23 protein-coding genes are annotated in these 24,180 nt (G+C 71.7%); 19 read left to right on the top strand and 4 right to left on the bottom strand.

What is annotated here, in order from left to right; genetic code table 11:
• A complete protein-coding gene (locus Drose_RS28040; protein ID WP_260724298.1) occupies nucleotides 1–906 on the bottom strand; it encodes a peptidylprolyl isomerase in 906 nt (301 codons plus the stop codon).
• Nucleotides 907–1,075: 169 nt separating this feature from the next.
• Here Drose_RS28040 and Drose_RS28035 point away from each other — a divergent pair, with 169 nt between their 5' ends.
• The 4 genes from Drose_RS28035 to Drose_RS28020 are packed head-to-tail and all read left to right on the top strand — an operon-like array spanning nucleotide 1,076 to nucleotide 6,471.
• Entirely contained in the window at nucleotides 1,076–1,756 is a 681-nt protein-coding gene (locus Drose_RS28035; protein WP_260724297.1) for an MBL fold metallo-hydrolase, read from the top strand.
• A 6-nt stretch (nucleotides 1,757–1,762) separates the two neighbouring features.
• Nucleotides 1,763–3,130, top strand: coding sequence for a histidine--tRNA ligase (gene hisS, locus Drose_RS28030; RefSeq protein ID WP_260724296.1), 1,368 nt, complete (start codon nucleotides 1,763–1,765; stop codon nucleotides 3,128–3,130).
• A gap of 43 nt (nucleotides 3,131–3,173) precedes the next feature.
• The gene (gene aspS, locus Drose_RS28025; RefSeq protein WP_260724295.1) at nucleotides 3,174–4,997 is read left to right on the top strand and encodes an aspartate--tRNA ligase; all 1,824 of its coding nucleotides are present in this window, start codon (nucleotides 3,174–3,176) and stop codon (nucleotides 4,995–4,997) included.
• Nucleotides 4,998–5,040: 43 nt separating this feature from the next.
• Complete coding sequence (locus Drose_RS28020) at nucleotides 5,041–6,471, top strand: replication-associated recombination protein A (protein WP_313899940.1); 1,431 nt, start codon at nucleotides 5,041–5,043, stop codon at nucleotides 6,469–6,471.
• Between the two features lie 539 nt (nucleotides 6,472–7,010).
• On the opposite strand, the gene Drose_RS38840 is transcribed toward Drose_RS28020, so the two are convergent.
• Complete coding sequence (locus tag Drose_RS38840) at nucleotides 7,011–8,000, bottom strand: hypothetical protein (RefSeq protein WP_313899939.1); 990 nt, start codon at nucleotides 7,998–8,000, stop codon at nucleotides 7,011–7,013.
• A 207-nt stretch (nucleotides 8,001–8,207) separates the two neighbouring features.
• On the opposite strand from Drose_RS38840, the gene Drose_RS28010 reads away from it, so the two are divergent.
• The 12 genes from Drose_RS28010 (at nucleotide 8,208) to nusB (ending at nucleotide 19,632) form a co-directional block, all read left to right on the top strand.
• A complete protein-coding gene (locus Drose_RS28010; protein WP_260729975.1) occupies nucleotides 8,208–8,795 on the top strand; it encodes a hypothetical protein in 588 nt (195 codons plus the stop codon).
• A gap of 200 nt (nucleotides 8,796–8,995) precedes the next feature.
• A complete protein-coding gene (locus Drose_RS28005; protein WP_260729828.1) occupies nucleotides 8,996–9,442 on the top strand; it encodes a DUF948 domain-containing protein in 447 nt (148 codons plus the stop codon).
• A 59-nt stretch (nucleotides 9,443–9,501) separates the two neighbouring features.
• Complete coding sequence (locus tag Drose_RS28000) at nucleotides 9,502–9,768, top strand: hypothetical protein (RefSeq protein ID WP_260724294.1); 267 nt, start codon at nucleotides 9,502–9,504, stop codon at nucleotides 9,766–9,768.
• Entirely contained in the window at nucleotides 9,765–12,428 is a 2,664-nt protein-coding gene (alaS, locus tag Drose_RS27995; RefSeq protein ID WP_260724293.1) for an alanine--tRNA ligase, read from the top strand. The genes Drose_RS28000 and alaS overlap by 4 nt, the downstream gene beginning before the upstream one ends.
• A gap of 660 nt (nucleotides 12,429–13,088) precedes the next feature.
• Complete coding sequence (gene ruvX / locus Drose_RS27990; protein ID WP_260724292.1) at nucleotides 13,089–13,559, top strand: Holliday junction resolvase RuvX; 471 nt, start codon at nucleotides 13,089–13,091, stop codon at nucleotides 13,557–13,559.
• A gap of 21 nt (nucleotides 13,560–13,580) precedes the next feature.
• Nucleotides 13,581–14,765 (top strand): endolytic transglycosylase MltG, encoded by a 1,185-nt coding sequence (gene mltG, locus Drose_RS27985; protein WP_260724291.1) that lies wholly within the window; start codon nucleotides 13,581–13,583, stop codon nucleotides 14,763–14,765.
• Nucleotides 14,755–15,570 carry a shikimate dehydrogenase gene (locus tag Drose_RS27980; RefSeq protein WP_260724290.1) on the top strand — a complete coding sequence of 272 codons (816 nt, stop codon included), beginning with the start codon at nucleotides 14,755–14,757 and terminating at the stop codon, nucleotides 15,568–15,570. The genes mltG and Drose_RS27980 overlap by 11 nt, the downstream gene beginning before the upstream one ends.
• Before the next feature lie 24 nt (nucleotides 15,571–15,594).
• Nucleotides 15,595–16,773: a chorismate synthase gene (gene aroC / locus Drose_RS27975; protein ID WP_260724289.1), complete on the top strand. Its 1,179-nt coding sequence runs from the start codon at nucleotides 15,595–15,597 to the stop codon at nucleotides 16,771–16,773.
• The gene (locus Drose_RS27970; RefSeq protein ID WP_260724288.1) at nucleotides 16,770–17,267 is read left to right on the top strand and encodes a shikimate kinase; all 498 of its coding nucleotides are present in this window, start codon (nucleotides 16,770–16,772) and stop codon (nucleotides 17,265–17,267) included. The genes aroC and Drose_RS27970 overlap by 4 nt, the downstream gene beginning before the upstream one ends.
• Nucleotides 17,264–18,349: a 3-dehydroquinate synthase gene (gene aroB, locus Drose_RS27965; protein WP_260724287.1), complete on the top strand. Its 1,086-nt coding sequence runs from the start codon at nucleotides 17,264–17,266 to the stop codon at nucleotides 18,347–18,349. The genes Drose_RS27970 and aroB overlap by 4 nt, the downstream gene beginning before the upstream one ends.
• Nucleotides 18,350–18,613: 264 nt before the next feature.
• Complete coding sequence (gene efp, locus Drose_RS27960; protein ID WP_260724286.1) at nucleotides 18,614–19,171, top strand: elongation factor P; 558 nt, start codon at nucleotides 18,614–18,616, stop codon at nucleotides 19,169–19,171.
• A gap of 53 nt (nucleotides 19,172–19,224) precedes the next feature.
• A complete protein-coding gene (gene nusB / locus Drose_RS27955) occupies nucleotides 19,225–19,632 on the top strand; it encodes a transcription antitermination factor NusB (protein WP_260729827.1) in 408 nt (135 codons plus the stop codon).
• 59 nt (nucleotides 19,633–19,691) lie between these two features.
• Here nusB and Drose_RS27950 read toward each other — a convergent pair whose 3' ends face one another.
• Both Drose_RS27950 and bldD read right to left on the bottom strand, forming a co-directional pair.
• Complete coding sequence (locus Drose_RS27950; protein WP_260724285.1) at nucleotides 19,692–20,627, bottom strand: endonuclease domain-containing protein; 936 nt, start codon at nucleotides 20,625–20,627, stop codon at nucleotides 19,692–19,694.
• A gap of 166 nt (nucleotides 20,628–20,793) precedes the next feature.
• Nucleotides 20,794–21,282, bottom strand: a complete 489-nt coding sequence (bldD, locus tag Drose_RS27945) for a transcriptional regulator BldD (protein WP_033356835.1) — start codon at nucleotides 21,280–21,282, stop codon at nucleotides 20,794–20,796.
• A gap of 190 nt (nucleotides 21,283–21,472) precedes the next feature.
• On the opposite strand from bldD, the gene pyrR reads away from it, so the two are divergent.
• From pyrR to Drose_RS27930, 3 genes are read left to right on the top strand one after another with little or no spacing between them, the layout of a single operon-like run.
• Complete coding sequence (gene pyrR, locus Drose_RS27940; protein WP_313899938.1) at nucleotides 21,473–22,042, top strand: bifunctional pyr operon transcriptional regulator/uracil phosphoribosyltransferase PyrR; 570 nt, start codon at nucleotides 21,473–21,475, stop codon at nucleotides 22,040–22,042.
• Entirely contained in the window at nucleotides 22,039–22,953 is a 915-nt protein-coding gene (locus Drose_RS27935) for an aspartate carbamoyltransferase catalytic subunit (RefSeq protein ID WP_260724284.1), read from the top strand. The genes pyrR and Drose_RS27935 overlap by 4 nt, the downstream gene beginning before the upstream one ends.
• Nucleotides 22,950–24,179: a dihydroorotase gene (locus Drose_RS27930; protein WP_343871477.1), complete on the top strand. Its 1,230-nt coding sequence runs from the start codon at nucleotides 22,950–22,952 to the stop codon at nucleotides 24,177–24,179. Before Drose_RS27935 ends, Drose_RS27930 begins: the two co-directional genes overlap by 4 nt.
• The last annotated feature ends 1 nt before the right edge of the window (nucleotide 24,180 follow it).

Below are 24,180 nucleotides of genomic sequence, written 5' to 3'. Positions count from 1 at the left end.
TTACGACTTGCTGGAGGCGCTGGCCGCCGGCGAGGCCGGGGCGGAGGCCGGCGGGTTGGCCGAGGCGGACGGCGCCGCGGAGGGCTCGCCCGGGTCGGTGTCGGTGACCGTCAGCGTGCTGATCTTCGTGTCCTGGTTCGGCTTGCCGCCGCCGGCCTGGTTGGAGCCGTCGTTGCCGGCCGCGGCGATCTTCTGGAGGACGTCGAGGCCGCCGACGATCGTGCCGAAGACTGTGTAGTCGGCCGGGTACTGCACGTCCTTGAAGACCAGGAAGAACTGGCTGCCGTTGCTGTCCGGCGCCGAGGAGTGGGCCATGGCGAGCGTGCCGATCGGGTAGAGGGCGTTGCCGGTCGCCGGAGCCGAGGCGTTCGGGTCGGCGGCCGCGCTCGGGTCGACCGTCGGCGACGGCACGTTCTCGTTGGGGAAGCGGTACGCGGGGCCGCCGCTGCCAGAATTGGACGGATCGCCGCACTGCAGGATGGCGTCGGTCAACCGGTGGCAGGTCGTGTTGTCGAAGAACTTCTTCCCCGCGAGGTACGTGAAACTCTCCACCGTGCACGGCGCCTTGCTCGGGTCGAGCCTGGCCGTGACGGTGCCCTGCCCCAGCGTGATCGTCATCGTCTTCACGCCGTTCTTGAGCACGCCGGTGGTGCGCGGTTTGCCCACGTCCACGATGCCGGCACCCTGCTCGACCGGCGTCCAGGCACAGTCGGAGGCGCGCACCGGCTCGGGGTCGAACCCCCCGGTCTTCCAGATCACGACCAGGACGAGCAGGGCGAGCGCAACAGCGCTGCCGATGCCGGCTTGCCACTGTCGACGCCGTCGCGCCGCGGCGGCGCGTCGCGCGATCTGCCGCTCGGTCTTCGCGCGCGCCAGAGCGCGCTGCCGGGCCTTACTGGAAGCCACCGGTGCTCCCCTCCAGGAAAATACATTTGGGTGCCACGTCACACGCCCGCCAGAGTGTACGGGTAGAAGCCGGAATGCGGGTCGCCGCCCGGTCACGGTTCGCTGTGTCTGACCTCCGGATAGGGTTTACGGCGTTGCCGCAAGGACATCGACAGACAGGAGAGCCGCGTTGCTCGTCGCCGGCTTCCCCTCCAAGGCGTTCGGGACCAACTGCTATGTGGTCGCTCCGGCCCCGGGCGAACAGTGCGTGGTCATCGACCCCGGCATCGGGGTCGTCGACCGGCTCGACGAGGTGCTCGCCGAGCACCGCCTCCAGCCCGCGGCGGTCCTGCTCACGCACGGTCACCTCGACCACACATTCTCCGTGACGCCGGTCTGCGGTGCGCGCGGCATCACCGCGTACATCCACCCGGACGACACCGAGATGCTCGCCGACCCGGCCAAGGGCCTCAGCCTGGATCTCACGGCGCTGTTCGGCGGGCGGCTGCAGTGGACCGAGCCGGAAGACGTGGCGCCGCTCGAGGACGGCACGGTGCTCAAGATCGCCGGTCTGGAGCTGGCCGTCGACCACGCGCCCGGCCATACGCGCGGGTCGGTGCTGTTCCGCACCTCCGACGGCGGCCAGGACGTCTGCTTCAGTGGCGACGTGCTCTTCCGCGACTCGATCGGGCGCACCGACCTGCCGGGCGGCAGCATGACCGAGATGTTCGCGAGCCTTCGCGACAAGGTGCTCACGCTGCCCGACGAGACCGTCGTCCTGCCCGGCCACGGCCCCCAGACGACCATCGGCCGCGAGCGCGCCCACAACCCCTACCTGGGTGCGGCCGCGGCTCCCCGAAAAGGCTGGTGACGACCGATGACCCGACCCACACCGCTGTCCGGCTTCCCGGAGTGGTCCCCGGCGCAGCGCATCGCCGAGCAGCAGGTGCTCGACCGGCTCCGGCGCACCTTCGAGCTCTACGGCTTCTCGTCCCTGGAGACCCGCGCGGTCGAGCCGCTCGACCAGCTCCTGCGCAAGGGTGAGACCTCCAAGGAGGTGTACGTGCTGCGCCGGCTCCAGGCCGCCGAGGGTGATGAGGAGCAGAACCTGGGGCTGCACTTCGACCTGACCGTCCCGTTCGCGCGTTATGTGCTTGAAAACGCCGGAAAGCTCCAGTTTCCCTTCCGGCGGTACCAGATCCAGAAGGTTTGGCGGGGAGAACGGCCGCAGGAGGGACGCTACCGCGAGTTCTTGCAGGCCGACATCGACATCGTCGACCGTGACACGCTCCCGGCCCACTACGAGGCCGAGATCCCGCTGGTGATCGGCGACGCGCTGCACTCGCTGCCGATCCCGGCCGTCAAGATCATGGTGAACAACCGGAAGCTCTGCGAGGGCTTCTACCGCGGCCTGGGGCTCGAGGACCCCGAGGCGGTGCTGCGCGCGGTCGACAAGCTCGACAAGATCGGCCCCGCCGGGGTCGCCGAGCTGCTGATCGAGGGCGGGGCGACGGACGCGCAGGCCAAGGCCACCCTGGCGCTGGCCGAGATCCGGGCGCGGGACGCCTCCTTCGAGGACGCCGTGCGCGCTCTCGGCGTCGAGCACCCACTGCTCGACGAGGGCATCGCCGAGCTCGCCGCGGTGGTCGAGACCGCCCGCGAGCACGCGCCGGGCCTGGTCGAGGCCACGCTCAAGATCGCCCGCGGCCTCGACTACTACACCGGCACCGTGTACGAGACCGAGCTGGCCGGCTTCGAGCGCTTCGGCTCGATCTGCTCCGGCGGCCGGTACGACAACCTGGCCAGCGCCGGCCGTGACGTCTTCCCCGGCGTGGGTATCTCCATCGGGGTGTCCCGCCTGCTCGGCCTGCTGTTCAACGCCGACGCGATCGGCGTCTCGCGGCCGGTGCCCACCGTGGTGCTGGTCGCGCTGTGGAGCGAGGAGGAGCGCGCGACGAGCAACCGGATCGCCGCCGCGCTGCGGGCCCGCGGCATCGCGACCGAGGTCGCTCCGGTGCCCGCCAAGCTCGGCAAGCAGATCCGGTACGCCGAGCGCCGCGGAATCCCGTTCGTCTGGTTCCCCGCCAGTGCTACCTCAGACCGGTCGACGCCTGCGGCGCGTGACCTGAGCGCCGTCGCCGAGGGCGGTGACCAGGTCAAAGACATCCGCAGCGGCGAGCAGGTGCCGGCCGACGCGACCCGGTGGAATCCACCGGCCGAGGATCTGACCCCCACCTTGCGGTGAGAGAATGTCCCACGTCACGTAGATCGCCGAAGGAGACAACCCTGTGATCCGATCCCATGAGTCCGGCACCCTGCGGGCTTCCGACGCCGGCACCACCGTGACGCTGGCCGGGTGGGTGGCCCGCCGTCGCGATCACGGCGGCGTCATCTTCGTGGATCTCCGGGATGCCTCCGGCGTGGTGCAGGTCGTGTTCCGCGAGGAGATGGAAGCCGCGCACGCGCTGCGCAACGAGTACTGCGTGCTCGTCACCGGCGAGGTCACCGCCCGCCCGGCCGGCAACGAAAACCCCGACCTGCCCACCGGCGGTGTCGAGGTGGTCGCCTCCGCGCTGGAGGTCCTCTCCGAGGCGGCGCCGCTGCCGCTGCCCGTCGACGACAACGAAGCGGCGAGCGACGACGTGCGATACCGGTACCGCTATCTCGACCTGCGCCGCTCGGGCCCGCACAAGGCGATGAAGCTGCGGTCCAGGGCCAACCAGATCGCCCGCAACCTGCTCGCCGACCGGGACTTCGTCGAGGTGGAGACCCCGACGCTGACCCGCTCGACGCCCGAGGGCGCCCGCGACTTCCTGGTCCCCGTGCGGCTGCAGCCCGGCACGTGGTATGCGCTGCCACAGTCGCCCCAGTTGTTCAAGCAGTTGCTGATGGTGGGTGGCCTGGAGCGGTACTACCAGATCGCCCGCTGCTACCGGGACGAGGGCTTCCGCGCCGACCGCCAGCCGGAGTTCACCCAGTTGGACATCGAGATGTCCTTCGTGACGCAGGAGGACGTCATCGAGCTCGGCGAGTCGCTCGTCCGGGCGCTGTGGTCCGACCTCGCCGGGCACGACCTCGCCGGCGAGATCCCGAAGCTGACCTGGCACGACGCCATGGCCCGCTACGGCTCCGACAAGCCCGACCTGCGCTACTCCGTGGAGCTCACCGAGCTGACCGAGTACCTCCGCGGGACCGGGTTCCGCGTGTTCGCCGGCGCCATCGAGGCCGGCGGCTACGTCGGCGCGGTCGTGATGCCCGGCGGTGCCGCGCAGACCCGCAAGGAGCTCGACGGTTGGCAGGACTGGGCGAAGGCGCGCGGCGCGCGTGGCCTGGCCTACGTCGTCCTCGACGCGGAGACCGGAGAGCCCCGCGGCCCGGTCGCGAAGAACCTCTCCGAGGCCCACCTGGCCGGCCTCGCCGACGCGGTCGGCGCCAAGCCGGGCGACGCGGTCTTCTTCGCGGCGGCCAACGAGCGCCGGGAGGCGCAGGAGCTCCTCGGCGCGGCCCGCGTCGAGATCGCCCGCCGCGCGAAGCTCGTCGACGAGAGCGCCTGGGCGTTCTGCTGGATCGTCGACGCCCCGATGTTCGAGCCGACCGACCCCGAGGCCGGCGGCACCGGCGGCGGCGCCAAGGGCTGGACGGCCGTGCACCACCCGTTCACCTCGCCGAACCGCGAGTGGATCGACCGGTTCGAGGACTCGCCGGGCGAGGCGCTCGCCTACGCGTACGACATCGTCTGCAACGGCAACGAGATCGGCGGCGGCTCGGTCCGTATCCACCGCGGCGACGTGCAGCGCCGCGTCTTCGAGGTGCTGGGCATCTCGCCCGAGGACGCCGACGAGAAGTTCGGCTTCCTGCTCGAGGCGTTCAAGTACGGGCCGCCCCCGCACGCCGGCATCGCCTTCGGCTGGGACCGCATCTGCATGCTCCTGTCCGGCGCGGACTCGATCCGCGAGGTGATCGCGTTCCCGAAGACCGGCGGCGGCTACGACCCGCTGACCGGCGCCCCGACGCCGATCACCCCCGAGCAGCGCGCCGAGGCCGGCGTCGACGCCAAGCCCAAGGCCCCGATCCCGCACGACGTCACGGTGCCCGTCGAACGGTCGCGTTGAGCGGTTACGACACCGTCGGCCCCCGACTGTAGGGTCGGGGGCCGTGGACGGGTTGTTTGAGGTTCAACCGTCGGGTGGCGGCGATCCCGCGCCCGCCGGTGGCATCACCGGCGGCTTCGGCGACGTCGCCGCCGACGCGCCGCTCGCGGTCCGGATGCGCCCGGCCGGCCTCGACGAGCTGGTCGGCCAGGAGCACCTCCTCGCGCCGGGCGCGCCGCTGCGGCAACTCGTCGGCGGTGCCTCGCCGATGTCGGTCATCCTGTGGGGCCCGCCCGGCTCGGGCAAGACCACCATCGCCCACCTCGTCGCCGGCGCCACCGACCGCCGGTTCGTCGCGCTGTCGGCGCTGTCCGCCGGCGTCAAGGACGTGCGCTCGGTCATCGACACCGCCCGCAAGGAGCGCCGCCGGGGCGGCCCGCCGACCGTCCTGTTCATCGACGAGGTCCACCGGTTCAGCAAGACCCAGCAGGACTCGCTGCTCGCCGCCGTCGAGGACCGCACGGTGACGCTGCTCGCCGCGACGACCGAGAACCCGTACTTCTCCGTCATCTCGCCCCTGCTGTCCCGCTGCGTGCTGCTGACCCTGCAGCCGCTCAGCGACGACGCCGTCCGCACGCTCCTGCGCCGGGCGGTCGCCGATCCGCGCGGGCTGGACGGCGTGGTGACGCTGGCCGCGGCGGCGGAGGATCATCTCGTACGACTTGCCGGCGGCGACGTCAGAAAGGCGTTGACGGCGCTCGAGGCCGCCGCGGGCGCCGCGACCGCGCAGGGCATGCCCGAGGTCGACCTGTCCACTGCGGAGAAGGCCGTCGACGTGGCGGCCCTGCGCTACGACCGCGCCGGCGACGAGCACTACGACGTGGTCAGCGCGTTCATCAAGAGCATCCGCGGCTCCGACGTCGACGCCGCCCTGCACTACCTGGCGCGCATGATCGTCGCCGGTGAGGACGCGCGGTTCATCGCCCGGCGGATCATCGTCTCGGCCAGCGAGGACATCGGGATGGCCGACCCGACCGCCCTGCCGATCGCGACGGCGGCGGCGCACGCGGTGGAGTACGTCGGGCTGCCCGAGGCGCAGATCGTCCTGGCGCAGGCGGTGATCCACCTCGCGCTCGCGCCGAAGTCCAACGCGGTCGTCGTGGCGATCGGCGCGGCGATGGACGACGTGCGGGCCGGGCGCGGCGGGGCGGTTCCCGCGCATCTACGCGATTCGCACTACAAGGGGGCGTCCCGGCTCGGGCACGGCCAAGGGTACAAATACCCGCACGACGATCCGAGAGGCGTTGCGTCGCAACGGTACGCACCGGAAGGGCTGGATGACCGGGAGTACTACCGCCCGAAGGGCCATGGCGCGGAGCGCGCGGTGGCGGAACGATTGCCGAAACTGCGGCGTATCGTGCGGGGGATCGTAGCGGCCGGCGACGGGGCCGGCGCTTCGGAGACGGACAGCATGGTGGAGGAGCGGCGCCGGTGACATCGGGTCGAGACGAGGCCAAGAAGCGGCGCGGCCGCGGCAAGGCCGAAGACGGCCCGAGCGACGAGGAACTGGGCTGGCTCGCCGAGCTGCGCAGCTCGCGCGGCGGCGACGCCGACCTGGGCCGGTCGGACGACTTCGGCGCGGGCGCCGCGGTGCCGGTCCAGCACGACGTCCTCGATCAGGTGAATCCGCCGCACCGGTCCGCGGTCCCGCCCCAGTCCCGAGGCGCGGCCCCGGAGCCGACGCAGACGTGGCGGCCGGAGCCGCAGACACCCCCGCCTCCCGCAGCGGGGCCGCTGTGGCCGGCGGATCGGGAGTCGCCTTCGGGTCGTCGTCATGCCGTGCCCGACTCTCCTTCGGGCCAGCGTCATGCCGTGCCCGACTCTCCTTCGGGTCGTCGTCGTGCCGTGCCGGATGCGGAAGAGTCGCCTTCCGGGCGTCGTCGTGCGGCCGAGGGTTGGCGGCCGGACCCCGGCCCGGCCGCACCCTGGGCCGTGCGGACCGAGGGCACTGCCGATCGCGAGTCGCCGTCAGGCTCACAGCACGCCGGAGGCCGCCGGGCGACCGGCGGCCCGGCTTCCCACCCGGCCGGCGAGCCGGTGCGGCCGCACGAGAGCCAGGGCCGGCACGGCGCCCGCCCGGCCGGGCCCGTCGACCCTGTCCGCCCGGCCGACCCTGTCCGCCCGGCCGACCCTGTCCGCCCGGCCGACCCTGTCCGCCGGGCCGATCCGGGCCGGTCCGTCCGGCCCGTCGACCCCGTTCGTCCCGTGGGCAGTGAGTCGCCGTCCGGCGCCCGCCGGGCGTTCCCGGAGCCTCGCAGCGGCGAGCCGGACCTCGACGCCCCGCCCGGCCGCGCGGCTGTCCCGAGCGCCGGCACCCCCGGTGGCGGCCGCGAGCCGCAGACGCCCGGCGGGCGATCGATCGTGCCGGGCGGCGGCCGTGCCGCGGTGCCCGGCCGCGAGCAACAGGGCTTCGGCGGACCGGCGGACGGACCGGGTGCCGGCGGCCGCCCGCCAGTGGCAGGGCGCGGGCCGCAGGGCACGAGCGGCCGCGCGGGCACCGCCGCGCCGGGCGCCGCGGTTCCCGGTGGCGCCGTTCAGGGCGGTGCCCCGGGCGGGGTTCGGGACGTTGGCGCTCACGGCGCGGGCAACCGGGACACCGGCGGTCCGGACGTTCCCGGCGGTCGTGGTCGTGGCGGTGGTCGTCGTGGCAGTGGTCCGGACGGGCCGGGCGGTGCCGCCGGTCGTGGTGACGGTCCGGGCGGTCCCGGTGGTCGCGGGCGGCAGGGGATGGGCATGGCCGCCGGCGGCACGGGCGGTCCGGGTGGTGGCCCGGATCGGTCCGGCGACGGTGGTCCGGACGGGCGTGGTGGTCGTGGCCTGGGCGGCGTTGCCGGTCGCGACGGTGGTCCGGACGGGCCTGGTGGTCGTGGTCCGGGCGGTGCCGGTGGTCGTGCCTCGGGGCCGGCCCAGCCGGGCGGCGGGGACGACCGCGGCGGGCGGCCGGCGGCGTACGGTGCGCGGCACCCCGGCCAGGCGCCGGGCGGTCCCGGCGGGCGTGCGGGGGAGGGGCCGCCGAAGCCGTTCGTCGACCTGGCGCGGTTCGACCCCAATCCCACCACGTACCGCGGCACGGCGAAGTCGGCGGGTGCGTTCGACTGGGAGTCCACGACCCAGATCGCGCCGTTCGGGTTGTTGCAGCGTGCGCAGGCGAAGCGGGTCCGGCAGCTACGCATGGCCACGATCATCTTCGTGGTGCTCGCGGTCGTGAGCGCGCCGGCGGCGTTCTTCATCATCCGTGAGTTCACCCGTGACCCGGTGTTCGTCGAGCTCGACGACCTCAATCTGCCCGAGTGGGCGGCCCGGAACCCGACCGACGGCGCGATCGGCAGCCGGTGGTGCATCAACGAGTGCCGGTCGCGGCAGCGGACGTGGGAGTCGGCGCGTGGGCCGGAGGAAACCAACCGCGCGTTCGTGGGCAAGCTGCGCGATGCCGGCTGGGCAGAGTGGGACATACCGGACTGTCAAGCCGAGGGCGTCGACGGGATTCAGACCTGCTGGCAGCGCGACGAATACGTGCTGGACCTGTGGGTGCGCGCGGCCGTCTGCGATGTGAAGGCACGCCCTACCGTCAGTCCCCAGCCGGCGCCGAGCGGGAAGCCCACCGCCAAGGCGCCGGCCAGCCGGCCGGCGGAGCCGCAGCCGAGTGAGATCGAGTCGCCCGCGCTCGGTCCGACGGCGATCTGTCCGCTCGCGGTGACCACGATCAAGGTGTTCAACCGGATCAGCTACGACCCCGGTGGCACGGAGGACGGCGGCTGACGGGACAATCTGACCGACCCGCAGCGGCGGCGGCCGGCACGAAGTTTTTTGTCAGACCCACCGCCTACGGTTTCTCGTAGACCGGCGACACGGCCGGTCGAAGAGCGGCGATGCGTCACGGAGGGTAGGGTTCCTCCGTTGGAAATGCACGTCCGAGAGAGCAGAGCATCCGTGCGGGTGAAGGAGGAAACGGCGTGACCGTGACGGCTGGCGGTTTGGCGGCGCTGATTGCGGCGCTGGCGTTTCTTGTGCTCGTGTGTCTGCTCGCCGTGCCGATCCTGCGCGTCCGGCACACCATCGACGCCGCGACCGCGGCCCTGCGGGACGCCGCGGACCAGACCACGCCCATGCTGGAGCGGGTCAACATGACCATCGACAACGTCAACGTGGCCCTCCAGCAGACGCACACCACGCTCGACGGGGTCAACATGCAGCTCGCGCGGATCGACACGATCACCGAAAACGTGTCGCACGTCAGCGCGAACGTTGCGAACCTGTCCACAGTGGTCAGCGCCGCCGCGGCCAACCCGCTGGTGAAGGTCGCCGCGTTCGGCTACGGCGTTCGCAAGGCCGCCGCCAACCGTCGCCGGGAGGCCGACGAGGCGGAGGTTCGCGAGCAGATCAGACAGCGTCGCCAGCGCGGCTGAGCGGCGCGGAGAGCGGGCTCTGCCCGTACCACATCCAGAGCGAAAAGGAAGGTTGAGCCATGCGGCGGTTGCTGTGGCTCGGAATCGGACTCGCCGTCGGGGCGCTGGTGGTCCGTGCGATCACCAAGAAGGCTCAGACCTTCACCCCGCAGGGACTCGCCGCGTCGGCGCGGAACTCGGCCGTCGGCATCGCCGGATCGGTGCGCGACTTCGTCGACGACGTGCGCGATGGCATGGCTGAGCGCGAGGCCGAGATCCACGCAGCGTTCACCGATGGTCTGACCTTGGACGAAGATCTGAACCCGGAAGGCCGGCAGCACCGATGAGAACCGCGGAGATCAAGCGCCGTTTCCTGGCCCATTTCGAGGCGAACGGGCACGCCGTGGTGCCCTCGGCGCCGTTGCCGGCGGTGGACGACCCCAATCTGCTGTTCGTCAACGCCGGCATGGTGCAGTTCGTGCCGTTCTTCCTCGGCCAGCGCACCCCGCCTTACCAGCGCGCGACCTCGGTGCAGAAGTGCATCCGCACGCCCGACATCGAAGAGGTCGGCAAGACCAGTCGTCACGGCACGTTCTTCCAGATGAACGGCAACTTCTCGTTCGGCGACTATTTCAAGGAAGGCGCGATCGGCCTCGCCTGGGACCTGTCGACCAAGTCCGTCGCCGACGGCGGTCTGGGTCTCGACGCGGACCGGATCTGGGCCACGGTCTACCTCGACGACGACGAGGCGATCGACATCTGGCACAAGAAGATCGGCCTTCCCTTGGAGCGGATCGTGCGCCGGGGCAAGAAGGACAACTATTGGTCGATGGGCATCCCCGGCCCCTGCGGACCGTGCTCCGAGTTGTACTACGACCGCGGACCCGCCTACGGCAAGGAGGGCGGCCCGGACGTCGACGAGGACCGCTACCTGGAGTTCTGGAACCTGGTCTTCATGCAGTACGAGCGGGGAGCGGGCTCCGACAAGGAGAATTACCCGATTCTCGGTGAGCTGCCGGCGAAGAACATCGACACCGGCATGGGCCTCGAGCGCATCGCGTCGATGCTGCAGGGCGTCGACAACCTGTACGAGATCGACGAGGTCAACCCGATCCTGACCAGGGCCGCGGAGATGACCGGCAAGCGGTATGGGCAGGCCGTCTCGCACGTCGCGAGCGAGTCGCATCCCGACGACGTCCGGCTGCGGGTCGTCGCCGACCACGTGCGCACCGCGCTGATGGTCATCGGCGACGGCGTCATCCCCTCCAACGAGGGCCGTGGTTACGTGCTGCGGCGCATCCTGCGCCGTGCGATCCGCTCGGTCCGGCTGCTCGGCTGGCGCGAGGGCCCGGCGCTGCCGGAGCTGCTGCCGATCGCGCGCGACTGCATGTCGCCGTCGTATCCCGAGGTGGCGGCGGAGTACGACCGGATCTCGTCGTATGCGTACGGCGAGGAGGAGCGGTTCCTGCAGACGCTGACCGCGGGCACGACCATCCTCGACCTGGCGGTGACCGAGACGAAGACGAAGGGCGGCAAGGTCCTCGCCGGCGACAAGGCGTTCCAGCTCCACGACACCTACGGCTTCCCGATCGACCTGACGCTGGAGATCGCGGCCGAGCAGGGACTCCAGGTCGACGAGGCCGGGTTCCGCCGGCTCATGGCCGACCAGAAGGCCGCGGCGAAGGCCGACGCGCAGGCGCGCAAGACCGGGCACGCCGACCTGTCGGTGTACCGGGCGGCGCTCGAGGAGGGCGGTCCGGTCGAGTTCACCGGATACCGCGAGGTCGCCCGCGAGTCGCGGGTCCGGTCGCTGCTCGGCGCGGCGGTGGCGGGGGAGGGCGACGAGGTCTCGCTGGTCCTCGACGCGACCCCGTTCTACGCGGAGAGCGGTGGCCAGCAGGCCGACATGGGCATCATCACGCTCGGCAGCGGCCGGGTCGAGGTCGTCGACGTGCAGTCGCCGCTGCCCGGCCTCATCGTGCACCGGGCGAAGGTGCTCGACGGCGAGGTGCGGGTCGGTGACGCCGCGTTCGCCGAGATCGACGTCAACCGGCGGCGGGCCGTGTCGCGGGCGCACACCGCGACCCACCTGATCCACCAGACGATGCGCAACTTCCTCGGCGAGTCGGCGACCCAGGCGGGTTCGCTCAACGCGCCCGGCCGGCTGCGGTTCGACTTCAACACGCCCGGCGCCGTGCCGCAGAGCGTGCTGACCGACGTGGAGCAGCAGGTCAACGAGGTGCTCCTGCGTGACCTGCTGGTGCACGCGTTCATCACCTCGCAGGAGGAGGCGCGCAAGCTCGGCGCGATGGCGCTGTTCGGCGAGAAGTACGGCGACGAGGTCCGGGTCGTCGAGGTCGGGGACTACGCCCGTGAGCTGTGCGGCGGCACCCACGTCGAGCGGTCCAGCCAGCTCGGCCTGGTGAAGATCCTGTCCGAGGCGTCCGTGGGCGCGGGCGTGCGGCGCGTGGAGGCCCTCGTCGGCCTCGACGCGTTCGGCCACCTGGCGCGTGAGCACGTGCTCGTGTCGCGGCTCGCGGAGCTGTTCCGCGTGCCCGGCGACCAGGTCGCCGACCGGGTCGAGCAGACCGTGGCGCAGTTGCGCGACGCCGAGCGGGAGCTGGAGAAGCTGCGCGTGCAGGTGGTCCTGGCGGGCGCCGGCGGCCTGGCCGACGCGGCGCGCGACATCCGCGGGGTCGCGTTCGTCGGCACCGAGGCGCCGGAGGGCACGTCGGCCAACGAGGTCCGCACGCTGGTCCAGGAGATCCGCGGGCGCATCCCGGCGGACCGGCCGGCGGTCGTCGCCGTGACCTCCCGGTCCGGCGGCAAGGCGTCCCTGGTCGTCGGCGTCAACGGCGCGGCCAAGTCCCGCGGCCTGAGCGCCGGCGACCTGGTGAAGGGTGCCCTGTCCGGCCGCGGCGGCGGCAGCGCCGACCTGGCCCAGGGCGGCGGCGTCCCCGCGACCGAGGCCCCGGCCCTGCTGACCGCCGTGGAGCGTGCTCTGTAGGCGTCGCGGAGCACGCCCTGGGACAAGCGCCGCGCAGCGTGGTCCGGTAAGCGTCGCGGGGTGCGCCCGGTAGGACGGCCGTTCGCCGGAGGCGCCACCTGGCCGGCGCCGCTGTCGGCGCCGACTTCACCGGAGATCGCTGGCCCCGCCCCGGCAGCGCTCCTTGCGGCTTGCCTGCTGCCCTGTTCGCGCTCGGTCGCGGACAGGGCAGCAGGCTGTTCCGGGCACGCTTGCCGGCACCCGGGCGTTCTTTTCGCGTTCCGGGCACAGTCGGAATCGATGGAAACATCGTGTCGGCTGGGACCGCGCTCGTGGCGGGAGTGTCGGACCAACTGACCTTGGTGGGTTTCCGTGGCCCTGGGCACGGGAACCCACCAAGGTCAAGTCGCGCGGGTGAGCCGCCGCGCGGCGGCTGCCCGACTGGGCGGCCGCCGGATGTGGCACGCAACCGGCCGGTCCGATGCGACGTCTTCTGAATGGGCGGGTCCGGGGACAGGCCGGTGGGTGTGAGGCGCATCGATCAGGGTGACGATACCCGGGTGAAGCGACTGCTTGCCGGACGGTACAAAACCGGCATCCTGGGAGAAGTGGGGCTCGCATGGTGCAAGATCGACGGTCGTGGGCGGTGACAGAGTGCCCGGCGGGGTTAGGGTGCCTAGCGTGAGGCGGGAATGGGTGCGAGGCCGGCGGATCGGCATCGACGTCGGCAGTGTTCGGGTCGGCGTCGCCGTCTGCGATCCGGACGGGATTCTCGCCAGTCCCGTCGCCACCGTTGCGCGTGATCAGCGTACGGAGAGTGACGACACTCCATCCGATATGTCGGACATTCTTGCTTACGTCGCTGAATACGAGGCTGTTGAGATCATCGTTGGACTGCCGATCAACCTCGCCGGCAAGGAAGGGCCGGCAGCGGTTTTGATCAGGCAATATGCGGATCGCCTCGCCGAGTTGGCGGCTCCCGTGCCCGTCTTGCTGGCGGACGAGAGGATGTCCACGGCGGCCGCAACACGTAGGCTGTCGGAGCGTGGCGTCCGAGGCCGGCGTCAACGCGCGGTCGTCGACCAGGTGGCCGCGGTGGAGATCCTGCAAGGGTGGCTCGACGCCCGACGGGCCGGAGCAGTTCGCGGCTGAGCGCCAGGAGGCAGTGTGCAGATGAACGAGCTGGATCTGGCGTGGGAGGAAGAGGAGCGGCCGCGACACCGGCGCCGCGCCGCTTCCGGACCCGCCAGGAGGAAGAAGAAGGGACGCGGCGGAAAGACCTTCCTCGCCTTCTTCATCAGCTTGCTGGTCATCGGCGGTCTCGCGGTCGGTGTGTATGCGGGTGTCGACCGCGTCAAGGACCTGTTCGCCGCCCCCGACTACAACGGGGGAGGCAGCGGTGCGGTGACGGTCGAGGTCAAGAAGGGCGAGACCGCGCTGGAGATCGCCCAGACCCTGCTGGACGCCGGCGTGGTCAAGAGCACCAAGGCGTTCGTCGAGGCGGCCAAGAAGAACGAGGAGCGCAGCAAGAAGATTCAGCCGGGCTTCTACAAGCTGCGCAAGCAGATGCGGGCCGCCGACGCGCTCTCCCTGCTGGCCGACGCGAAGAACAAGGTCGTCGACCGGGTGACGATCCCGGAAGGGCTGACGATCAAGGGAACCTTCGAGGCGCTGTCCAAGCAGACCGGCATCAAGGTCGAGGACTTCGCCGCCGCGGCCAAGGACCCGATCGCGCTGGGCGTGCCGGATTTCTGGTTCAACCGCACCGACAACAAGAAGGTCAACCGGACCGTCGAGGGCTTCCTCTTCCCGGACACCTACGAGTTCGGGCCGTCCGACGACGCCACCGCGATCCTCAAGAAGATGATCGCCCGGTTCATGGCCGTCGCCCAGGAGCTCGACATCGTCAACGTGGCGCAGGGCAAGGACCTGATGCCGTTCGCGGCGCTCATCAACGCCTCGCTGGTGCAGGCCGAGGCGGGCACCGTCGCCGACATGCCGAAGGTCTCCCGGGTCATCTACAACCGGCTCAACAAGAAGCCGCCGATGAACCTCGAGTTCGACTCCACCACCAACTACTGGCGCGAGCTCAACGGCATGCCCCGCAAGCACAACCTGACCACCGCCGAGCTCACCGACCCGAAGAACGAGTACCGGACGTACGGGCAGGCGGGCCTCCCGCCGGGGCCGATCGGCAACCCGGGCAAGGAAGCGCTCAGCGCGGCGCTCAACCCGACGCCCAACGAGAAGTGGCTCTACTTCGTGCTGATCGACAAGGACAAGAACTCGGCGTTCACCGACGACTACAACCAGCACCTGCGCAACATCGAGACGGCGAAGAAGAACGGTGCCTACTGACGCCACCCGCCGGGCGGCTGTTCTCGGCCGCCCGGTCGGCCACTCCAGGTCCCCGGCGCTGCACAACGCCGGCTATGCGGCTGCCGGCCTGCGGCACTGGACGTACACCTCGATCGACTGCGGCGAAGCGGAGCTGCGGGGCCTGGTCGACGGGCTGGGCCAGGAGTGGGCCGGCCTGTCGCTGACCATGCCGCTGAAGGAGGAGGCGCTGCGGGTCGCGGCCCTCGCCGACCCCTTCGCACAGGCGATCGGCGCGGCGAACACGCTGGTCCGCCGGCCGTACGGGTGGCACGCCTACAACACCGACGCCCCGGGTATGGTCCGGGCGCTGCTGGAGGCGGGAGTGTCCCGGACGCCGCGCCTGGCGCTGCTCGGCGGCGGCGGCACCGCGCGGGCGGCGATCGCGGCCGCCGCCAGTCTGGCCGCCGACGTGACGATCTACACCCGGCGCCCGGAGGCGGCCGAGGAGCTGCGGCCGGTCGCGGACGCCCTCGACGTCGCGCTCGACGCCGCACCCTGGGAGAAGGCGCACGAGTGCGCCACGGCGCCGGTCGTGATCTCCACCGTGCCGAAGGGTGCCGCCGACCACCTCGCCGTCGCCGACTGGTCCGGCCGGCCGGTCGTGTTCGACGCGATCTACGATCCGTGGCCGACCCCGCTCGCCGCGGCGGCCCAGGCGGCCGGCTGCGCGATCGTGTCCGGCCTCGACCTGCTGCTGTGGCAGGCGGTCGACCAGTTCGAGTTGTTCACCGGCGTCAAGGCGCCAGTGGGTGAGATGCGCGCGGCCCTGTCAGCCCCCGTGTGACGGCGCCGTGACAGACTTGCCCGTGTGTTGCGCTGGTTGACCGCTGGAGAATCCCATGGCCCGGCGCTCGTGGCCATCCTGGAGGGCGTGCCCGCCGGGATCGAGCTGACGAGCGCGTCCGTGGCGGCAGAGTTGGCCCGTCGGCGCCTCGGCTACGGCCGCGGCGCGCGGATGAGCTTCGAGCAGGACGTCGTCGAGTTCGTCGGCGGCCTCCGGCACGGGCTGACGCTCGGCAGCCCGGTGGCCGTCCGGGTGGGCAACAGCGAATGGCCCAAGTGGGAGACGGTCATGGCGGCCGACCCGGTCGACCCGGAGGTGCTCGCCGCGCAGGCCCGCAACGCGCCGCTGACCCGGCCCCGGCCCGGCCACGCCGACCTCGCCGGCATGCAGAAGTACGGGCACACCGACGCCCGCCCGATCCTCGAACGGGCCAGCGCCCGGGAGACCGCCGCGCGGGTCGCGGTCGGCACCGTCGCCAAGGCGCTGCTTCGCCAGGCGCTCGGCGTCGAGATCGTCTCGCACGTCATCGAGCTCGGCTCCGTCGCCGCCAAGCCCGGCCTGCTGCCCCGCCCGGAGGACTTCGAGCGGATCGACGCCGACCCGCTGCGCTGCCTCGACCCCGACGCGAGCGCGCGCATGGTCGAGGAGGTCGACGCGGCGAAGAGGGACGCCGACACGCTCGGCGGCATCGTGGAGGTGCTGGCGTACGGCGTGCCGCCCGGCCTCGGCAGCCACGTGCAATGGGACCGCAAGCTTGACGCCCGCCTGGCGACCGCCCTCATGTCGATCCAGGCGATCAAGGGCGTCGAGATCGGGGACGCGTTCACCCAGGCACGCTCCCGCGGCTCGGTCGCGCACGACGAGATCATCAACACGGCCGACGGGGTCAGGCGGGTCACCGACCGCGCCGGCGGCCTCGAGGGCGGGATCACGACCGGCGAGCCGCTGCGCGTGCGGGCCGCGATGAAGCCGATCTCGTCGCTCAACCGGGCGTTGCAGACCGTCGACGTCACGACGGGCGAGCCGGCGACCGCGATCAACCAGCGCTCCGACGTCTGCGCGGTGCCCGCCGCCGCCGTCGTCGCGGAGGCCATGGTGGCGTTGGTACTGGCCGAGGCCGCGCTCGAGAAGTTCGGCGGTGACTCGGTCGCGGAGATCCGCCGCAACGTCGCCGGCTACCTCGAGCACCTGGTGATCCGGTGAGCCCGCGCGCCGTGCTCGTCGGCCCGCCCGGCGCGGGCAAGACGACCGTCGGCGGGCTGCTCGCCGAGGCGCTGGGCGTCGGGTTCCGCGACGTCGACGCCGACATCGAGGCCGCCGCCGGCAAGCCGATCCCGGAGATCTTCTTCGACGACGGCGAGGATCACTTCCGCGCCCTCGAACGGGAGGCGGTCGCCTCGGCGCTGGCGTCGTTCGACGGCGTGCTGGCGCTCGGCGGCGGCGCGGTCCTGGCGCCCGCCACCCGGGAACTGCTGGCCGGGCACACGGTGGTGTACCTGTCGGTGGAGCTCTCCGACGCCGTCTCCCGGGTCGGGCTCGGCGCGGGCCGCCCGCTGCTGGCGATCAACCCGCGGGCGACGCTGAAGTACCTGCTCGACCAGCGCCGGCCGCTCTACGAGGAGGTGGCCACCGTGACGGTGGTGACCGACGGGCGCGGCCCGGAGGAGATCACGGCGGAGCTGGTGGCGAAGCTGTGACCCTCATCGACGTCAAGGACTACTCGGTCGAGATCGGCCGGTCCCTCGCCGACCGGGTGCCCCCGCTGGTGAAGGGCGCCGCCCAGGTCGCCGTGCTCTACGCCGGGCCGGTCCGCGGCCACGCCGACGCGGTCGCGGAGGCCCTGCGCGGCGCCGGGCACGCCGTGCTGCCGATCGAGATCCCCGACGCCGAGGCCGGCAAGGACATCTCGGTCGCGGCGCGCTGCTGGGACGAGCTCGGCGCCGCCGCGTTCACCCGGTCCGACGCCGTCGTCGGCGTGGGCGGCGGTGCCGTGACCGACCTGGCCGGCTTCGTCGCCGCGTGCTGGCTGCGGGGCGTGCGCGTCGTGCAGGTGCCGACGAGCCTCCTCGGCATGGTCGACGCCGCCGTCGGCGGCAAGACCGGCGTCAACACGGCCGCCGGCAAGAACCTCGTCGGCGCGTTCTACCCGCCGGCCGGGGTCGTCTGCGATCTGTCCACATTGGACACCCTGGCGGAGGGCGACCTGCGCGCCGGGATGGCCGAGGTCGTCAAGTGCGGGTTCATCGCCGACCCGGCGATCCTGGACCTCGTCGAGGCCGACCCGGCCGCGGCGCTCGACCCGCGCGGGACGGTGCTGCCGGAGCTGGTCGAGCGGGCGGTCGCGGTGAAGGCGCGCGTGGTGTCCGCGGACCTGCGCGAGTCGGGCCTGCGCGAGATCCTCAACTACGGGCACACGCTCGGGCACGCGATCGAGCGGCGGGAGCAGTACCGCTGGAAGCACGGCCACGCGATCAGCGTCGGCCTGGTGTATGCCGCCGCGCTGGGCCGCCTGACCGGCCGGCTCGCGCCCGAGGTCGCCGACAGGCACCGCGCGGTGGTCGAGCTGCTCGGCCTGCCGGTGACCTACCCGGCCGACGCGTGGCCGGAGCTGCACGCGGCGATGCGGGTCGACAAGAAGGCCCGCGGCGCGCTGCTGCGGTTCGTGGTCCTCGACGGGCTCGCCGAGCCGGGCACCCTCGAAGGGCCGTCCGACGAGCTGCTGGCCGAGGCGTTTCAGGACGTCGCCGGCGCGGGCGGCGGCGGGCGCAACCTGAGGTAGAGCGGGCCGGCCGCGGTGCCGATCACCGCGGCGACGACCGCCTCCGGACGACCCCGGACCGCCGACGGCGATCGCGACACCTCCGGCGACGCCGAGGGTACGGTTGGTGGTGCGGTCGGGCGTCTCACCCGGGCACGCCGGCAGCGTGTCACCCCGGTCGGTACACTGCTTCGGGCCAATTTCCGTATTGCCGGTACACTGCACCGGGCTTTTTCCGCCGGCGGACGCCGCACGGACCAATCGACGAAAGTGACGTCTATCCACATGGCAACCACGAACGACCTGAAGAACGGCCTGGTGCTCAACCTCGACGGCGACCTCTGGACCGTCGTGGAGTTCCAGCACGTCAAGCCGGGCAAGGGCGGCGCGTTCGTGCGGACCACGCTGAAGAACGTGCTCTCCGGCAAGGTGGTCGACCGCACGTTCAACGCGGGGACCAAGGTCGACACGGCCACCGTCGACAAGCGCACGATGCAGTACCTCTACGCCGACGGCGAGGACTACGTCTTCATGGACCTGGAGACGTATGAGCAGATCTCCGTCCCGGGCGGCACGGTCGGCGAGGGCACCAAGTTCCTGCTGCCCGAGGCCGAGGTGATCGTGGCCACGCACGAGGGCGTCCCGCTGTATGTCGAGCTCCCGACCTCCGTGATCCTCGAGATCACCTACACCGAGCCGGGCCTGCAGGGCGACCGGTCCACCGGCGGCACCAAGCCCGCGACCGTGGAGACCGGCGCCACCGTCAACGTCCCGCTGTTCATCTCGACGGGTGAGAAGATCAAGGTCGACACGCGCGACAGCCGCTACCTGGGCCGGGCCTGATCATCGTGTCGTTCTCTGGGGGTTCCTTCCTCGGCGGCGACGTCACCGCGCAGATGACCGCGCGGCGGAAGGCCCGCAAGCGCGCCCTCGACGTGCTGTACCAGGCCGACCTGCGCGGTGAGCCGCGCGGGTCGGTCCTGACGGCCTACGTCGCGAACCTGGAGGAGCCGAAGCCGGCCTACCTGCCGTATACGATTCGCCTGGTCGAGGGGGTCGAGTCGCACGCGGCCCGCATCGACGAGCTGCTGTCGAGCTACGCCGAGGGCTGGACGCTCGACCGCATGCCGGTGGTGGACCGCAACCTGGCCCGCATCGCGGTGTACGAGCTGCTGTACAACGACGAGATCGACAACCCGGTGGCCATCACCGAGGCGGTGGAACTCGCCGAGACCCTGTCGACGGACGACTCCCCAAGGTTCCTCAACGGCATTCTGGGCCGGATCGCCGACTACGCCACCTGAAGTTGACCTTGGTCGTTCTCCGTGCCCAGGACCACGGAATTCCACCAAGGTCGACGCGGCTACGGCCGCCAGCCAGCCGCGACCAGGGCCGCGCGGACCTGGCGGGCCACGTCCGCCGGTTCGCGGCGCACCTGCCACGCCGAGAAGCGCAGCAGCCTGCCGCCCGCGATGGCGACGTCGTTGTGCTGCCGCATGTCGCCGACCCAGGCCCGGACCTCCATGTGCTGCCCTCCGTCGACCTCGACGTGCACGCCGTATTCGTCGAAGAGCACGTCGCGGTAGCGCTTGCCGCCCCGGCTGTCGAGCCGGACCACCTGCCGGGACGGCTCCGGCAGCCCGTGCCTGCGGCAGAGCCGGAGAAAGTCGACCTCGGAGATCGACTCCGAACCGCCGCGGGCGTCCTCCGCCGCGTCGCGGATGAGCCGCTCCCGCCGCACACCACGCATCCGGTCGAGCGTCACGTGCACGTCGTCGGTGGCCACGAGCCGCTGCTGGAAGCCCGCGGCGATCACGGCGACAGCCTCGGCGTCGTCCCGGGCCCACTGGGCGGCGTCGACCAGCGACCTGGCCGCCGAGGTCGAGGGCGGCGCGGCGGTCCGCAGCGTGTCTTCGAACGGCAGGTGGAGGGTGCGGTACACGACGGTGTCGGGCGGCGGCACGAGCTTGCGGCCGGACCGCACCAGGATCTGCGTCCGGTGCTTCGCGTAGTGCTTGAGGCCGAGCGCCTCCAGCGCGCTGAAGCCCGCGAGCAGGCCGCGCGTCGCCAGCACGGCGATCCAGCGCCGTTGCCCGACGTCGAGGGCGCCGGTCTGGGCCACATACACCGCCCGGTGCGGATGCTGCCAGCGACCCGAGGCGAGGCGGTGGCGCAGCGCGTTCTCTGACAGGTGGCGCAGCGCCTGCCGCCGGGAGACCACCTGGTGCTGACGGAACAGCAGGTGCTCGAACGGATCGTCGCTCCGCGGCGGCTCGCGCTCCGCCGAGTTCCAGGTCACGCCGTGACCCTGCCAGTTCGAGTGGTCGGCTGTCGGCCCGCGGGCGCGATCTGTGGAAAGCGTGGTTGACCTTGGTGGGTTTCTGTGGTCATGGACCCCGAAATCCACCAAGGTCAACTTGAGCGGCGAAAGAGGGGCCGCCGGCGGCGGCCCCTCTCGAAGGACGTCAGCTCTGGAACAGGCTGCGCGGGTCGGTGACCAGCACACCGTGCTCGTTCAGGCGCTCGACCAGGCCCGACGGCGAAGCGTCGTAGACGATCGCCAGGGCGCGCAGGTCGTCGGCACGGATGGAGAGCACGCGGCCGTTGTAGTCGCCCCGCTGCTGCTGGATGGCCCGCGCGTATCGTGCCACGTAGGCCAGGTCCTCGGCGCCGGCGTCGTAGAGGCGCTCCAGGTCGAGGACGATTTTGTTGGTGGGCTCGTGACGCACGCCACTGCCCTCGGGGAGCAGTTCGGCGACGGGGACGCGGTAGAACTCGGCCAGCTCGGCGAGGCGCGAGACGGTGACGGCACGGTCGCCGCGCTCGTAGGAACCGACGACGACGGCCTTCCAGCGCCCGGCCGACTTCTCCTCGACACCCTGCAGAGACAGCCCCTGCTGCTGTCGGATGGAACGCAGGCGAGCACCAAGAGACTTGGCGTATTCAGACGGCATACGGACACTCCCAGTCACTGGCCTGAGGGGTTTCCCCAGCAATCGCTACGGAGCGTGACCGTAACTGGCATCTGACGCGTGGTCAAGTGGTCGAGACCCTTCCGTTGCCCTGGTCAGGACGGTTGTTAGGGTTGTTGCCGTTCGACGTCCTTTAACGACCCGTCCGGTGAGGCGGGGAAGGAGGTCTGGTTTGTCGTCCGCGACAACCGGCGCTGAGCTGGGAAAAACCATCCTAACGGCGGCAGATGTCGCCCGGGTGGTCGACCGGATTGCCCATCAGATTCTGGAAAAGACGTCCGGTGCGGCCGAAACTGTCCTGCTGGGCATACCTACCCGGGGTGTTCCGCTCGCCAGGCGGCTGGCCACCCGGATCGCCACGTTCGAAGGCACCGAGATCCCCGTCGGTGTGTTGGACATCACGCTCTATCGGGACGATCTTCGCCTTCACGCCACCCGTGCGGTTGGTCACACCGAGATCCCGCCCGGAGGGCTCGACGGCCGCCGGGTGATCCTCGTCGACGACGTGCTCTTCTCCGGCCGCACGGTCCGCGCCGCGCTCGACGCGCTCAAGGATCTTGGCCGCCCGCGCGCCGTCCAACTGGCGGTGCTCGTCGACCGGGGCCACCGCGAGCTGCCGATCCGGGCCGACTACGTCGGCAAGAACATCCCCACCTCGATCGACGAGAACGTGCGGGTGCTGACCGCCGAGCACGACGGTACCGACGCCGTGCTCATCCAGCCGAAGGAGCGGAAGGCATGATCAAGCACCTGCTCAGCGCCGCCGACCTGGACGCGGCGACCGCCACCCAGGTCCTGGACACCGCGGAGGAGATGGCCGGCCTCGCCGCGCGTGAGGTCAAGAAGCTGCCGACCCTGCGCGGCCGCACGGTGGTCAACCTGTTCTACGAGGACTCCACCCGGACCCGCATCTCGTTCGAGGCGGCCGCGAAGCGCCTCTCCGCCGACGTCATCAACTTCTCCGCCAAGGGCTCCAGCGTGTCCAAGGGCGAGAGCCTCAAGGACACCGCGCTGACCCTGCAGGCCATGGGCGCCGACGCGGTGGTCATCCGGCACCCGGCCAGCGGCGCGCCGCACCGGCTGGCGAACTGGGTGGCGGGCAGCGTGGTCAACGCCGGCGACGGCACCCACGAGCATCCGACGCAGGCGCTGCTCGACGCCTACACCATGCGCAGCCGCCTCAAGCGCCTCGCCGGCCTCAACGTCACCATCGTCGGCGACGTGCTGCACTCGCGGGTCGCCCGCTCCAACGTCCAGCTCCTGCACACCCTGGGCGCGAAGGTGACGCTCGTCGCGCCGCCGACCCTGCTGCCGGTCGGCGTGGCGGCGTGGCCGGCGCGGACGAGCTACGACCTCGACGCCGTGGTGCCCGAGTCTGACGTCGTCATGATGCTGCGGGTCCAGCGGGAGCGCATGAACCAGGCGTACTTCCCGTCGGAGCGCGAATACGCCCGCCGGTACGGCTTCGACGTGCCGCGGATGCGCCGCCTGCCGGAGCACGCGATCGTCATGCACCCCGGGCCGATGAACCGCGGCATGGAGATCGCGCCCGAGGTCGCCGACTCCGCCCGCTCCACGATCGTCGAACAGGTCGCCAACGGCGTCTCCGTGCGGATGGCCGTCCTCTACCTGCTGCTGGGAGGCAAGTCATGACCGTCATCCCCGACACCCACCTCGGCGAGATCCACGTCGAGGACGGAGTGATCGTGCGGATCGACCCGGACAAGCGGGGCGACCTGATCGCGCTGCCCGGCCTGGTGGACCTGCACACCCACCTCCGCGAGCCCGGCCGCGAGGACGCCGAGACCGTCCGGTCCGGCTCCCGCGCCGCCGCCCTCGGCGGATACACGGCCGTCTGCGCGATGGCGAACACGTCCCCGGTCGCCGACACCGCCGGCGTCGTCGAGCAGGTCTGGCGCCTCGGCCGCGAGGCCGGTCTGGTCGACGTCCAGCCGATCGGCGCGGTCACCGTCGGGCTCGCCGGCGAGCAGCTCGCCGAGCTCGGCGCCATGGCCGACTCGGCCGCCCGCGTCCGGGTGTTCTCCGACGACGGGCACTGCGTCAGCGACCCGCGGCTTATGCGCCGCGCCCTGGAATACGTGAAGGCGTTCGACGGCGTCATCGCCCAGCACGCCGAGGAGCCGCGGCTCACCACCGGCGCGCAGATGAACGAGGGTGACGTCGCGGCACGGCTCGGGCTCGTCGGCTGGCCGGCCGTCGCCGAGGAGGCGATCATCGCCCGCGACGCGCTCATGGCCGGGCACGTCGGGGCGCGGCTGCACATCTGCCACGTCTCCACCGCGGGCAGCGTCGAGCTGATCCGCTGGGCCAAGTCGAAGGGCTGGCGGGTCACCGCCGAGGTGACCCCGCACCACCTGCTGCTGACCGAGGAGCGCGCCACCGGCTACGACCCCGTCTTCAAGGTCAACCCGCCGTTGCGCACCCGGACCGACGTCGAGGCGCTGCGCGCGGGCCTGCTCGACGGCACGATCGACTGCGTCGCCACGGACCACGCGCCGCACAGCGTCGAGGACAAGGAGTGCGAGTGGGCGTACGCGCGCCCCGGCATGCTCGGCCTCGAGACGGCGCTGGCGATCGTGGCCCAGACCATGGGACCGCGGTGGGACCGCATCGCCGAATGGATGTCGGCGGCGCCGGCGCGCATCGCCGGGCTGGCCGGCCACGGCAACCCGGTCGAGGTGGGGCAGCCGGCCAACATCGCGCTCCTCGACCCCGGCGTGACGTGGACCGTCGACCCGACGGCCCTCGCCAGCCGGTCACGCAACACCCCCTATGCCGGAATGGAACTGCGCGGCCGCATCGTGGCGACCTACCTGCGCGGCGAGCCGACGGTACTGAACGGAAAGGCCACGCGGTGAA

The sequence above is a fragment of the Dactylosporangium roseum genome (genome assembly GCF_025264685.1).
In the GTDB taxonomy this organism is placed as follows: domain Bacteria; phylum Actinomycetota; class Actinomycetes; order Mycobacteriales; family Micromonosporaceae; genus Dactylosporangium; species Dactylosporangium roseum.
This window is presented reverse-complemented; position numbering and strand designations above follow the sequence as displayed.